We start from the raw sequence: 14,044 nt of genomic DNA on the forward strand, positions 1-14,044 counted from the left end.
CAAAAAAAATATTATAAATAACTAAAAAATATAATGATACAAGGCTTATTAAGAGATAGTTATTTAGAGTTTGAAGAATTTATAGACTGGTATCCAAATTATCAAATCAACTATTTTTCCCGGATTAAATCTTAACACTGAACAGATTTTCAGGGGTGATTTATAAATATTATAAATATTAGTTTAGATAATTACTTAAATTTATCCATTCTTCAAGACTTAAATTTTCTGCACGAGCTTGAGGATTGAGATTTAGTTTTTCTAAAGTGTCATTTAACGTGTCAGGAGAAATTAAAGATTTTAAATTATTTTTCAGCATCTTTCTTCTACTAGAAAAACCTAATTTAATTAAACTGTCTAAAAACGCTGGATTTTTCGCAGGACTAGCTAAATTTCGAGGAGTTATTTTCACCACCACAGAATCAACTTTTGGCGGAGGATAAAAGTCCCTAGCTGGTACAGTACAAACTATTTCACAGTCTGCTAAATATTGCACTTTTAAAGTTAGAGCTCCATAAACTTTATTATTCGGCTCTGCTGTAAGTCTTTCCCCTACTTCTTTCTGAATTAATAAAACGATCGCATCTAACTGTTTTTCTGCGGGTTTACTAATAGTGCCTAAAAGTTTTTCGATAATAGGACCTGTAATATTATAAGGTATGTTAGCAACCACTTTATTGTAAGCTAAAAAATCAGGAAAAGGTTGTAAAATTTCTGGTAAATTTAACTCTAAAAAATCTCCTTCTAACAAGAGAAAATTATCTGTTTTTCCATAGTCATTTACTAATTTTTTACATAAATCCCGATCAATTTCCACAGCTAATAGTTTGTCAACTAAAGGCAATAATCTTTTTGTTAAAACCCCTGTACCTGGTCCTATTTCTAAAATGCGATCGCCCTGAGTGCCAGTTTGGGGATTACTTTTGTTTAACTCAGCAGAAAAAATGATTGTATCTAAGGCTTTTTGACTTTTTAACCAGTGTTGTCCAAACTGTTTTCGGGGTCTAATGGTCATCACAAACGCTTAAAGGTGCAATGTATAAGTATAACACTAACTCTATTTATCGAACAGAAAATGTAATCAAAAGAGGGAAATTTGTTGCCCAATACTGATATGATTATAAAGACCCAATCATATTTAATAGTTACCAGTAATCCTCAAATGTCTATTAATCCTTCAATTCCCCTCAGTCAATCAATCCCTGTGGATAAAATTCAATACAATGAGCAAGGATTAGTACCAGCTATTACCCAAGATTATCTTGATGGTACAGTATTAATGATGGCGTGGATGAATAAGGAATCTCTACGTAAAACCCTTGAGACAGGAGAAGCATGGTATTGGAGTCGTTCTCGTCAAGAATTATGGCACAAAGGAGCTACTTCTGGACATATTCAAAAAGTGAAAAGCATTCGCTACGATTGTGACAATGATGCCCTTTTACTTACTATTGAACAGGTTGGCGATGTAGCTTGTCATACGGGAGAAAGAAGTTGTTTTCATCAAATTGATCATTCTAAGTCTGCCCCCTCTGCAGATACTTTGACAGAATTGTTTAAAATAATATGCGATCGCAAAGAGCATCCCGTTGAAGGTTCTTACACCTGTAAATTGTACGAAGGAGGAGATAATAAAATTCTCAAAAAGATTGGCGAAGAAAGTGCCGAGGTTGTTATGGCTTGTAAAGATAATGACCCTGATGAGATTGTCGCCGAAGTTGCCGACTTGTTCTATCATACCCTTGTTGCTTTAGCTTACCATAAAGTTAACTTACGAGATGTTTACAAAAAACTGCAAGAAAGAAGAAGATAATTTAGCTCAACGGACAAAAAAGTAAAAAGTAAGGAGTAAAGAGCAAAGGAGTTTTTAGAAGACTCTAATCATGATTATTTCCTTAATATTTTTTGATTAATACTGACAGCACATTTGTCTTTTAGTAAAACTTAACCATAATTTCTCAAATGACAGATATAGATCTCTTAATGATGAATCGATGTATCCAACTGGCTAAACAAGCAGAAGGAAAAACATCTCCTAATCCATTAGTAGGGGCAGTTATTGTCAAAAATGGAGAAATTGTCGGAGAAGGGTATCATCCTCAAGCAGGATTACCCCATGCGGAAGTTTACGCCCTAAAACAAGCAGGAGAAAAAGCGAAGAATGCTACGGTTTATGTTAATTTAGAACCTTGTAACCACTATGGTAAAACTCCCCCTTGCACTGAGGCTTTAATTAAGGCAGGAGTAAAGAGGGTTGTAGTAGGAATGATTGACCCCGATGAGAGGGTTTCGGGCAGAGGAATAAAACGATTAGCAGAATCGGGCATAGAAGTAAAAATTGGGGTGGCAGAAGATGCTTGTTTGCGTTTGAATGAGGCTTTTATTCATCGTGTTAAAACAGGATTTCCTTTTGGGGTTTTTAAGTATGCCATGACTTTAGATGGGAAAATAGCGACGGATACGGGGCATAGTCAATGGATTACGGGAAAATCCGCACGGCATTTTGTTCATGAGTTGAGAAGTATATCATCAGCCGTAATTATTGGGGGTAATACTTTACGACGAGACAATCCTTTACTTACTACTCACGGTTTAATGTCTCATAATCCTTTGCGGGTGGTGATGACTGCTTCTTTTGATTTACCTACTTCTGCCCAATTGTGGCAACAAGATACGGCTAAAACTGTTATTTTTACAACTCCTCAACCTGATTCTTCTTTAAAAGATAGTTTACTGTCTCAGGGGGTGGAAATTGTGGAAATAGCGAATCTTAACACGACTATGGTTATGGAAAATTTAGCGAAAAGGGGATGTAATTCTGTTTTGTGGGAATGTGGCGGAAATTTGGCAAAAGATGCGATCGCATCTGGTAATATTCAAAAAATATACTGTTTCATTGCTCCTAAAATTATCGGTGGGAAAGGTCTTTTTTCCCCCATTGGTGATATGAAAATAGATAATATGAATAATGCTTTAGCTCTTACAAACACTTATATTCGTCAAATAGATACTGATTTTTTAATCGAAGGTTATTTGAATTTTCATTAATACTAAAAATACAATATTATTTACATGAAAAGACTGAAATTTATCAACAAATTATCTAATGAAACAAAAAATTAATAAAAGATATATTTATCAACAAATTTTTACAACCCTTAGCCTATCAATAATACCTCTAAATTTTGTTTGTGCAGAACCTGTAATTTATGATTTCACCGTTAACGTGACAGAAGGCTCTCTCAAAGGTAATACTTACAATGGCTTTATTGTCTATGATGATGAAACAATTACAGGTACAGAAGAAGAAATGATTACAGTTGAAGATGGTTTAAAAGTCTGTATGAATTTCTTTAATCAAAACTATGACGAGACTAAAGACTCCGACTATCCCCAATACCCTCAACTTACTCTCAAAGATGGCAAACCCGAAAGTTTAGATTTTTGGCTAGAGCCTAATCCCCGTCGTCAATGGTGGAATGAAAATGGTTGGTTAGTAACCGTTACACAACGTCCAGAAAATAGCAATTTACCCGTTAATTGCCTAAATGGTGTTGCTCCATAAAAATATGATTATGGTGAGAGCATAAGGAATTTTAACTGCTACCTCTTGCCAGATGCGAAGTTACTTATCCTCGGCGACACCACTTTTTCATCAATCCCTAATAATTATGAATTATTTATTTCATAGATTTAAGTTAACTCAATTTGTGAGTCATCACCAATCATAAAACTTAAGGCTTTAGGGCGTTTTGGCACAAAATGTATTTTTGCTCTTTGCCCAATCACACTATCAACAATTCTTTGCTCAATACCTTTTACTTCCGCCGATTTTAAAATTACACTATGTTCAAGATCAATCTCGCTTAAGTGAACATTGTCAGCAATACTAGAATAAGGACCGATAAAACAGTTTTCCAGATGACAATCATCTCCAATAATCACAGGACCTCTAATAGTTGAGTTAATAATTGTTGTGTTTTTTCCTATTTTAACTCTGCCAATAATTTGACTATTATCAGTAATTTCATATTTATAATCTGCTGTTAAATTCGTATCTAAAATAATACGGTTAGCTTCTAATAAATCATCTTTTTTTCCCGTATCTAACCACCAATTTTTTAATTCTTGAGCTGAAACAGGTTTTTTATTTTCAATTAAAGATTGAATCGCATCCGTTATTTCTAATTCCCCCCTAGCAGAAGGTTTTAGATTGTTAATCACGTCATGAATTGCGGAAGAGAAAAAATAAATACCCACCAAAGCTAAATTAGAGGGAGGATTTTTTGGCTTTTCTATTAATTCTAAAACCTCTCCTTTTTCATTAATTTTTGCGACCCCAAAAGCTGTAGGATTAGATACCTTTCTAAGTAAAATTAAAGCGTCTAATTGTTGTTCCTTAAAATCTTGTAAATATAAATCTAAGTCCTCTGCAATTAAGTTATCTCCCAAGTACATAACAAAAGGGGAATCTGCCAAAAAAGGCTGGGCGATTTTTACTGCATGGGCTAAACCGTCGGGGCTATCCTGATGAATGTAAGTTATTTTTGCTCCAAATCTACTGCCATCACCGGTTTTTTTCTGTATTTCTTCCCCTGTTTCAGGACTTATAATTATACCTATATCCGTAATTCCTGCCCTCACAATCGCTTCGATACCATACCAAAGAATAGGTTTATTTGCCACTGGTACAAGTTGCTTTGCTCCCGTATAGGTGAGGGGTCTTAAACGAGTTCCTTTTCCACCAGATAGAATTAATGCTTTCATAAATAATAAGAAATTGATAAAAGTTTGATTAACATTCTGATTGTAATTGTTTTGGCTCTTTTACTTGAAGTAAGATTAATTATGGCCTAACTAATGATAAATTCGAGTGTCTTAAACCTAAAACCTGTCTAAATCAAATATTATTACATCGAAATGAGGTTATATTTGACAATTGTATGTTGCCGATTTAACTTTGCCTTTATATATCAGACAGATGAAATGACAATATTATCCATTCATTAATGAAAAAGAATAGCTATAATGGATATATGCCTATACATTGTCAATTAATATTAAGAAATATTAAGAAAAATGTTAAAGACTGTTGCAAAAATAGAGAAAAATTTATCTGTGTGACCGTTTTAGCTTAAATTCCTAAACATAAGCCATTTATAATCAAATAAGATATTTTAACAACATTAATTTTTAGGAGATAAATCGTGACAATTAGGGTTGCAGTAGTTGGCGGAGGTCCTGCAGGTTCTTCTACCGCAGAAGTGTTGGCGAAAGCTGGTATTGAAACTTATCTGTTTGAAAGAAAGTTAGACAACGCTAAACCTTGTGGAGGAGCAATTCCTCTTTGTATGGTCAGTGAGTTTGATTTACCCCCCGAAATTATTGATCGCCGTGTGCGTAAAATGAAGATGATTTCCCCTTCTAATATTGAGGTGAATATTGGTCAAACCCTCAAAGATGATGAATATATCGGGATGTGTCGTAGGGAAGTTTTAGATGGTTTTATGCGCGATCGCGCCGCTAAATTAGGGGCAAATTTAATTAATGGTACAGTATATCAATTAGATATTCCTTCTAACGACCGTGACCCTTATGTGCTTCATTATGCAGATCACTCCAATGGTACAGCCCAAGGGGAAATGAAAACATTAAAAGTGGATTTAGTCGTTGGTGCGGATGGTGCTAACTCTCGTATTGCAAAGGCGATCGATGCTGGAGATTACAACTATGCGATCGCATTCCAAGAAAGAATTAGATTGCCTGAAGATAAAATGGCATACTATGAAGATCTTGCAGAAATGTATGTTGGTAATGATGTCTCCCCAGACTTTTATGCGTGGGTATTCCCTAAATATGACCACGTTGCCGTTGGTACAGGTACAATGAAAGTAAATAAAGCCATTATCAAGGACTTACAAGCTGGTATTCGTAAACGTGCCGCCAAACGCCTTGAAGGGGGAGAAATAATCAAAGTTGAAGCTCACCCCATTCCTGAACATCCTCGCCCTCGTCGTGTAGTGGGTAGGGTTGCCCTTGTAGGAGATGCGGCTGGGACTGTTACCAAATCTTCTGGAGAAGGTATTTACTTCGCCGCTAAATCTGGCAGAATGTGTGCAGAAATGATTGTGGAAGCTAGTAACAACGGTCAAAAAGTACCCTCTGAAGCTGATCTCAAAACCTATATCAAACGTTGGGATAAGAAATATGGGGCTACTTATTTAGTATTAGACATTTTACAGAGAGTCTTCTACCGCAGTGATGCAACTCGTGAGGCTTTTGTGGAAATGTGTGCTGACATTGATGTGCAAAAAATTACCTTTGATAGCTATCTCTACAAAACCGTTGTACCCAGTAATCCATTAGTACAAATGAAAATTACTGCTAAAACCATCGGTAGCCTTTTAAGAGGTAACGCCTTAGCACCTTAATCAAATCTCAGATTAGTGTTTAAGGGTGAGAAGCAAAGTTAATTAACAATTAATTAACAATCGGTAATTAGTAATTAGTAATCAAAAAGTAATAGACAATGCTGAATGGCGTATTCATCAATAATTATGATTCCGAATTTCTCAATTTCTCTGAGACTTTAGCATAAATGAATACTTTATCTCCAACTTGAGTTAATAAAGATTCTTTGTAAGTTTTAAGATGGGCGATGGTTCATCTTATTTTTTTTACGAATTTATTTCTCATTAGAAAAATCTTGGAATCCATCACAAAACCCTTTATTATGGGATTAATGAATTATATAGAATAGTTTTTTAACTGATTGCAGAAAACTATCAACAAAAAATATATCAATAAATTTATTAGGAGAATAATCAATGACTGCTGAAAGTATGTTGTTTAACGGGGCAATTCTTTGTTTTGCTGTTGTTTTAATTGGTTTAGCTTGGGGCTTTCTTTTACTAAAACTCACAGGTGAAAGCGAGTAATAAAGCAATAAAAAAAGAGAAAGGTGGGCATTGCCCACCCTCAAATTAGATCAAAGAAAAAATTAAACTATTTACTTGTTAGGCTGAGGAGTCATGCGCAAATAAGGTTTAATTTCTGTTACTCCTTTAGGGAATTTTTGTTTAGCTTCTTCAGTAGGAATGGAGGGAACAACTACGCAATCTCCGCCATCTTGCCAGTTAGCTGGTGTTGCAACTTGATAGTTGTCAGTTAATTGTAAAGAATCAATAACTCTTAAAATTTCATCAAAGTTACGACCTGTACTAGCAGGATAGGTGATAGTTAGGCGCAATTTTTTATTTGAGTCGATGATAAAAACACTTCTCACAGTAAGATTGTTGAGAGAGTTGGGATGAATCATTCCGTATAAATCTGCTACTTTACGGTCTTCATCAGCGAGAATAGGATAGTTAACTTGAGTGTTTTGGGTTTCATTAATATCTTGAATCCAACCCTGATGAGATTCAACACCATCAACGCTTAAGGCTAAAATTTTGACGTTGCGTTTATCAAATTCGGATTTTAAACTAGCTACAGTGCCTAATTCTGTGGTGCAAACTGGTGTGTAGTCAGCAGGATGAGAAAACAACACAACCCAACTGTCTCCGGCCCAATCATAAAAAGAAATTTCTCCTTGGCTAGATGCCTGGGTAAAATCAGGAACTTGATCTCCTAACTGTAATGTCATAAATTTTATCTTTGTTTATATTTCAACTAAAATTTCTAGTTAAAATTGTCTCATATTTTTCTGTATTCATTGTACCAATTATCATTTTTTCTGTTATTCTTTACAAATCTTTACTTATTTTCTGGGTTAAAGGGTTATTTCACTGATAGAATCTTATAGCAACCGAGTCTAGTAATACTGTCCATTTGGTAAATGTGGGAGTATTTTCCCCTGAAGATGGGAATTTCTCTGGTTCAATAAGATCAATAAATATAAGATAATTATTAAAATAATCTCAATTCTTGGAGGTCAAATTTTGATGAAATTATGGCGTAACCTTATTACTTTTATTGCTGTTGCTTTTTTCTTTTGTGCAGGAGTTTTTCATGCACCTGTACAGGCTTTAGATTTTAACACCGTATTACAGGCTAGTCCTCGCATAGTGGCGGCGGAAACAACTCGTCGCAATGCGGCTGATGATTTGTTAACCACTGAATTCGGTCAAAAAATCGACATTAATAACAGTGATATTCGTGATTTTCGTGAGTTGAAAGGCTTTTATCCTAAGTTAGCTAGTATTATTATTCAGAATGCTCCCTATGAGCAAGTAGAGGATGTTTTGAATATCCCCGGTTTAAGTGAAAACCAAAAAGAAAGATTACAAGCTAATTTGGATAACTTTACTGCTAATCCTCAGTCTAATGTTTTCAATGAGGGTGATGAGCGTTATAACGCTGGTGTCTATTAATTGTTAATTTCATATAGACTAAAAAGCGATCGCATCTTGTTGATTTTTTTATTATCTCGATGCGATCGCACTTTATTTGGAATTTAATTTAATTACCTTGCCGCCCACTTATTTTATTAATCTACCGTTTCGTAATCTCCCGTAATAGTTTCATCCTTATCATAATCAAAGTCTAAATCACTATCATCCTCAGATATTTGACTTAAACCGCTTAAAATTTCATCCTCAATACTCTTAAAGTCGTCATCATCCTCCAAACTTTCATAAACAGTCGATTCTACTGATGGAGTTCCACTCCCTACCACAGTTGCTTCCTCCGCAGAATTGTAAGCCTGAGCACCAATATTAACCACCTTATCTCGTAACTCATTGACCATAAACTCCACTTCCGAAATAGGGACTCTGGGATTCTCCATAGCCTCAGTTGCCCTGCGTTCAAGAGTTTGAATTTCTTGCTTAAAATTTTCCCCCACTAAATTAGGAGTTTTTTCCACCATAAGCTGATAATTGTACATTAAACTATCTAATTGTTTCTTAAACTCCACTAAATCTAAACGACGACGATCCTGATCTGCATATTTCTGTGCCGCTTCTTTCATACTCTCTATTTCAGAAGAAGTCAAAGCCCCCGTATTTGTAATGAGAATACTTTTTTCTTGTCCTGTACCCTTATCTTTTGCCGAAACCTTTAAAATTCCATCCACATCAATATCAAAAGAAACCTCGATTTGGGGAACTCCCCTCGGTGCAGGAGGTATTCCAGTCAAGAGGAATTTTCCTAAACTTTTATTATCTTTTGCCATAGGGCGCTCACCCTGTAAAACATGAACTTCCACAGAAGTTTGACCATCCACTGCTGTTGAAAAAACCTGAGTCCGACTGGTGGGAATAGTAGTATTACGGTCAATAATTTTAGTACATACTTCTCCTAATGTTTCTAATCCTAGAGATAATGGGGTTACATCCAACAATAAAAGATTTCTAACTTCTCCACCTAAAACACCGCCTTGTACCGCCGCCCCTAACGCCACCGCCTCATCAGGGTTAACGGATCGATCTATGGGCATTTGTTTTCCAAAATATTCTTCTATCTTATTGGAAATAGCAGGAATACGAGTTGAGCCACCAACTAATACTATTCTGTTGACTTCTTCTTTCGTCAATTCCGAATCTTTTAAAGCCTGTTCCATAGGCGGAATGATCATTTCCACCAAAGGAGCAATTAATTCTTCTAATTGAGGACGAGATAATTCTAATTCTAAATGTTTCGGTCCATTATCATCGGCGGTGATAAAAGGTAAATTGATCGATGTCTCTGACAAATTTGACAACTCTATTTTTGCTTTTTCGGCGGCCTCCCTTAAGCGTTGCAACGCCATTTTATCCGTACTTAAATCAATTCCTTCCTGTTGCTTAAACTTTTCAATCAACCACTTAACAATTATGGCATCAAAATCATCTCCCCCTAGCTGATTATTGCCAGAAGTAGAAATAACTTCAAAAATACCATTACCCAACTGTAGTAAAGAAACATCAAATGTTCCTCCACCTAAGTCAAAAACTAAAACGTGTTGATCCTCATCTTGTTTATCTAAACCGTAAGCTAAAGCCGCCGCTGTGGGTTCATTAATAATTCTCATTACCTCTAAACCCGCAATAATCCCCGCATCTTTAGTCGCTTGTCGTTGAGCATCACTAAAATAAGCTGGAACTGTAATCACCGCCTGAGTCACCGTTTCTCCCAAAAAAGTTTCAGCATCAGTTTTTAGCTTTTGCAAAATCATCGAGGAAATTTCTTGAGGAGTATATTGTTTCCCTTGAATATCAACGTCAACGGTGTTATCTTTTCCTTTGACGCATTTGTAAGTCACTCGATTTCTTTCTTCTTCCGTCTCTTCCCATCTACGACCAATAAAACGCTTGATACTATAGATAGTATTTTCCGCATTCGTGACGGCTTGTCTTTTCGCTAATTGACCAACTAAGCGCTGACTACCCTTGCCAAAACCGACAATACTGGGAGTCGTTCTCGAACCTTCTTGGTTAGTGATGACGAGGGGTTTTCCCCCTTCTAAGACAGCAACGCAACTATTGGTTGTTCCTAGATCTATTCCTATTACTTTTCCCATAGTTAATAGTGGTGGCGGTGTTACATTTGAGCTATTGTAATTTAATTATAGTCAGAACATTATAATTGTTTAAACAATTTCTTGACTATTCTTGACTATTTTCCGAGGTTTCTGATTCTAAATCGGTATTTTCAGATTCATTTTCCCCGGGCATAGCTACTTTTACCATAGCGTAGCGCAATACTTGATCATCGATCATATAGCCTCTTACTAATTGCTCTATGACAGTACCTTCAGGATATTCGTTTGTGGGTTCTCTAAGCATAGCCTCATGGAAGTTCGGGTCAAAAGGTTGATTTTCTGGGCGCATTGCTGATACACCGACTTTTTTTAAACCTTCGACTAAAATTTTATATACTCCCTGATAACTTTTATGAATAGTCATTTCACCGTCATTGGCAGGTTTGATTTGATTTCTAGCTCTCTCAAAGTTATCTACGGCGGGTAGAATTTCATTAATAATTTTCTTTTTGACTTGAGATTCTAATTCTTCTTTTTCTCTACTGGTGCGACGACGGAAATTATCAAAATCGGCAGTCAGGCGCATAAATTGACTGTTAGCACTTTTTACCTGTTCTTCTTTTAGTTCTAGTTCTTGTTTTAGAGATTCTATTTCTTTTTGTAAGGATTCAACAACACTATTTAATTGGTTATTATCATTTTGTGGCTCTGTGGCTTCAGCATTTGAAGGTTCGGCGTTTTCTTCATTGTTTACAACAGTTTCAGAGACTGGTTGCTGTTCAAAATCTGTTTCCATAACTTCTGATTCTTGGTTATTTATTTCTTCGGAAGGGGAAGAGTTTGTTTCATGATCGGCAATATCTGTTTTTTTCTCTAATTCAGGATAGTTGTCCGCTTCACTCATCATAGCTTTAATATTTTCCTTCAATGAAATTTATCAATAATAATACTAACTATAAGCATACTATTTTCATGATCCCAAAATCAAGATATTTATGGTTAAAAGTCAATGAAAATAGAAAATAAATTTTGGTAGATATACCTCCTGTGTGAAATCTTTTTTAAATATTGATTATATATCTTAATTTTAGTACAGAAATAAGCATCATAAATTATCACTATAAATTGGCAATATTTACTTCTACTTTAGATATAATTAAATAAATTTAAGACCTAAAAATATAATTAGAAAAGAATACAATATATATGAAAAATATTTAGAAAAGTAAAAAACTAGAGCTGTTTATTGAAAAATTTTAATGAATAATCATCTTAAAAAGTTAACTAAAGTTATTATTTATGGTCGATAAAAGACGCTCTGTCTTATTTATTGAAGTTGATAAAATTTAGTTTTTGTTTACACCTATGAATTAATCAAAGTTATACTCAATTATAATGTTGTTCATTTTATATATTATTAGCTCCTTTATTTCTGATTTTTTGTCTAAACTTACGCAAGTCTTTCATTACTTCTTCTGCATTTTGGTAGCGATCGCTGAAGTGATAACGAGTCATTTTTTTGATTATACTAGCAGTTGGGCGACTAACATACTCTTGACTATTCCAAATAATTTCCCCTGTTTTATCGTCTCTAGGTAGTTTGTTGGGAAAATTACCTGTTAGGCAGTGAATTGCTAACATTCCCGTGGCGTAAATATCACTACTGAGACAAGGTTGTCCTGCTAATTGTTCGGGTGCGGCATAGCCTTCATTGCCGATGATGACGGTTTTCTGGTCGCTTTTACGAGATATTTGCTTAACTGCCCCAAAGTCAATGAGTACGATAGAATTATTGGTGTTGCGACGAATAATATTATCGGGTTTTATGTCTCGATGAATTAAATTATATTCTTGAATAAAAGTCAGAATTGACATAATTTCTTCTATAAGAATTAAAACTTCTTTTTCTCTGTATTTTCCTTTTTCTCTTATTTCTCTCATAATGGTTTTTCCTTCAATATATTCTTGTATCAAGAAAAACTCGTTATTTTCTTCTATATACGCTAATAGTTGAGGTATTTTTTCATGAGTCCCAACTTTCTCTAAAATTTTAGCTTCTGTTCTGAATAAACGTTGAACAATTTTTAAAAATTTTGGCTCTTTTGAGGAGGGTGTTAACCTTTTGACGACACAGTAGGGTTTACCGGGGCGTTGTAAGTCTCTCGATAAATAGGTACTGCCAAAACTACCTTTTCCTAGGGCTTTGACAATTTCATAGCGATTAACAATTAAAGAGCCTTGCTCATAGTTGATGATTGAAGGGGCATCGGTAATTTGCGATCGATTCTCCAATAACATTTGTAGCATAGCGATGGATTTTTCTTGGTCTGCTACTTGTTTTTGAATGGTTAATTGTTCTTGTTTTGCCTGATAGGCATTATAGCTAACAAGTGCGATCGCACCTCCAAAAAAAGCAAATAGAGGGGAAATAATGGGAATCCATCCCCCCCAAAAAGAAATAATAACGGCACTACCAACAATAATCGCAATGGCAACACCTTGCCCTAAAATCATCACTAAAGGGCGAGAAAGAAACAGGATAGAACAACTACCTATCAAACCCCAAAGATAAATCCAGAGAATTTCTTGCCACTCTTGCCAACTCCAGATTAAAGGTTGCCCGTCAATAGCAGAAGTTAAAATTTGACTAGCCATATAACTATGAAGAGTTACCCCCGGCATTAACACCACATCTTCACCCTGACGACTAAAAGGAGTATAAAAAGTATCTTTCAAACTAGGTGCAGAAACACCGATTAAAATAATTTTGTTAGCAATCAATTCAGGATTGATATTACCCTGCAAAACCTCATTTAAAGTCACAGTGGGAGTAGGCTTGTCTCCTCGGCGATAATCAATCATAATTTGATAACCACTAGCATCAATATTTTGGTAAGCTCCAATAGTCTGATTAAGAGGTTTAAGGGTTGTTTTGCCCAATTTTAATAAACTATCTTCGGTGATTTCTGGCTCAATTCCCTCCGCCATTAAATAACTCAATGCCATTTGTAACCCCAGAGAGTAAGGAGTAGGGCATCTACTTTCTTGAGGATTAACATAAAATAAATTACGCCTTACTACTCCATCACCATCTATCACTATATCCGCAAAACCCACCAATTCTATTGCCATAGTTGAGGGAGGAGGCACAGCAGGTTGATTTTCCGATTCTAACTTACAAACCCCAGAAATATTGCTACTAACACTAAAAATATTTTCTAACTTTTCTGCTCCGGGTTCAACGGGCAAATCACGATATAAATCAATGCCAATACCATAAGGATTATGTTGTAAAAGATTATTAAGGCTTTTAGCTAAAGTAGCGTCACTAATAGGCCATTTCCCTTCTGTTTGAATATCATCTTCAGTTATTAATACTGTCAGTATGCGATTATCTTCCTTTTCGGCAGAACGTAATCTTATAAGTTTGTCATATGTTCCTAAGTCAAAATATTCAAATCCTCCCCCTTGTTTCAGAATCACTGTTAATGTACTAGCAATAACTGAAGCACTAATCACAGCAAAACTGGTTTTTCGCCATGATTTTTGATTTAACCATTGAGAGAAGGATATTAGCATGAT

At 35.2% G+C, this 14,044-nt stretch carries 12 protein-coding genes; 6 read left to right on the forward strand and 6 right to left on the reverse strand.

The window, feature by feature from the left end; all coding sequences use genetic code 11:
- Positions 1–178: 178 nt before the first annotated feature.
- Positions 179–1,015, reverse strand: a complete 837-nt coding sequence (gene rsmA, locus Dongsha4_RS02090; RefSeq protein WP_330204125.1) for a 16S rRNA (adenine(1518)-N(6)/adenine(1519)-N(6))-dimethyltransferase RsmA — start codon at positions 1,013–1,015, stop codon at positions 179–181.
- A gap of 147 nt (positions 1,016–1,162) precedes the next feature.
- Between rsmA and hisIE the strand changes: the two genes are divergently transcribed.
- The 3 genes from hisIE (at position 1,163) to Dongsha4_RS02105 (ending at position 3,565) form a co-directional block, all read left to right on the forward strand.
- A complete protein-coding gene (gene hisIE / locus Dongsha4_RS02095; protein WP_330205376.1) occupies positions 1,163–1,813 on the forward strand; it encodes a bifunctional phosphoribosyl-AMP cyclohydrolase/phosphoribosyl-ATP diphosphatase HisIE in 651 nt (216 codons plus the stop codon).
- Positions 1,814–1,962: 149 nt separating this feature from the next.
- Positions 1,963–3,048, forward strand: coding sequence for a bifunctional diaminohydroxyphosphoribosylaminopyrimidine deaminase/5-amino-6-(5-phosphoribosylamino)uracil reductase RibD (ribD, locus tag Dongsha4_RS02100; RefSeq protein WP_330204126.1), 1,086 nt, complete (start codon positions 1,963–1,965; stop codon positions 3,046–3,048).
- A 58-nt stretch (positions 3,049–3,106) separates the two neighbouring features.
- Positions 3,107–3,565: a hypothetical protein gene (locus Dongsha4_RS02105; RefSeq protein ID WP_330204127.1), complete on the forward strand. Its 459-nt coding sequence runs from the start codon at positions 3,107–3,109 to the stop codon at positions 3,563–3,565.
- A 128-nt stretch (positions 3,566–3,693) separates the two neighbouring features.
- Here Dongsha4_RS02105 and Dongsha4_RS02110 read toward each other — a convergent pair whose 3' ends face one another.
- Complete coding sequence (locus Dongsha4_RS02110; RefSeq protein WP_330204128.1) at positions 3,694–4,767, reverse strand: glucose-1-phosphate thymidylyltransferase; 1,074 nt, start codon at positions 4,765–4,767, stop codon at positions 3,694–3,696.
- A gap of 440 nt (positions 4,768–5,207) precedes the next feature.
- Between Dongsha4_RS02110 and chlP the strand changes: the two genes are divergently transcribed.
- The gene (gene chlP / locus Dongsha4_RS02115) at positions 5,208–6,431 is read left to right on the forward strand and encodes a geranylgeranyl reductase (RefSeq protein WP_015219614.1); all 1,224 of its coding nucleotides are present in this window, start codon (positions 5,208–5,210) and stop codon (positions 6,429–6,431) included.
- A 396-nt stretch (positions 6,432–6,827) separates the two neighbouring features.
- Positions 6,828–6,938 carry a cytochrome b6-f complex subunit PetM gene (petM, locus tag Dongsha4_RS02120; protein WP_099435547.1) on the forward strand — a complete coding sequence of 37 codons (111 nt, stop codon included), beginning with the start codon at positions 6,828–6,830 and terminating at the stop codon, positions 6,936–6,938.
- A 71-nt stretch (positions 6,939–7,009) separates the two neighbouring features.
- Here petM and Dongsha4_RS02125 read toward each other — a convergent pair whose 3' ends face one another.
- Entirely contained in the window at positions 7,010–7,645 is a 636-nt protein-coding gene (locus tag Dongsha4_RS02125) for a peroxiredoxin (protein WP_330204129.1), read from the reverse strand.
- 298 nt (positions 7,646–7,943) lie between these two features.
- On the opposite strand from Dongsha4_RS02125, the gene psbU reads away from it, so the two are divergent.
- Entirely contained in the window at positions 7,944–8,372 is a 429-nt protein-coding gene (psbU, locus tag Dongsha4_RS02130) for a photosystem II complex extrinsic protein PsbU (protein ID WP_330204130.1), read from the forward strand.
- 116 nt (positions 8,373–8,488) lie between these two features.
- Here psbU and dnaK read toward each other — a convergent pair whose 3' ends face one another.
- From dnaK to Dongsha4_RS02145, 3 genes are all read right to left on the reverse strand, one after another.
- A complete protein-coding gene (gene dnaK / locus Dongsha4_RS02135) occupies positions 8,489–10,501 on the reverse strand; it encodes a molecular chaperone DnaK (RefSeq protein WP_330204131.1) in 2,013 nt (670 codons plus the stop codon).
- 85 nt (positions 10,502–10,586) lie between these two features.
- Positions 10,587–11,369, reverse strand: a complete 783-nt coding sequence (grpE, locus tag Dongsha4_RS02140) for a nucleotide exchange factor GrpE (RefSeq protein WP_330205377.1) — start codon at positions 11,367–11,369, stop codon at positions 10,587–10,589.
- Positions 11,370–11,869: 500 nt separating this feature from the next.
- On the reverse strand, positions 11,870–14,041 hold the full coding sequence (locus Dongsha4_RS02145) for a CHASE2 domain-containing serine/threonine-protein kinase (protein WP_330204132.1): 2,172 nt from the start codon (positions 14,039–14,041) through the stop codon (positions 11,870–11,872).
- Between the last annotated feature and the right edge of the window lie 3 nt (positions 14,042–14,044).

The sequence above is a fragment of the Cyanobacterium sp. Dongsha4 genome, assembly GCF_036345015.1.
Classification (GTDB): Bacteria; Cyanobacteriota; Cyanobacteriia; order Cyanobacteriales; family Cyanobacteriaceae; genus PCC-10605.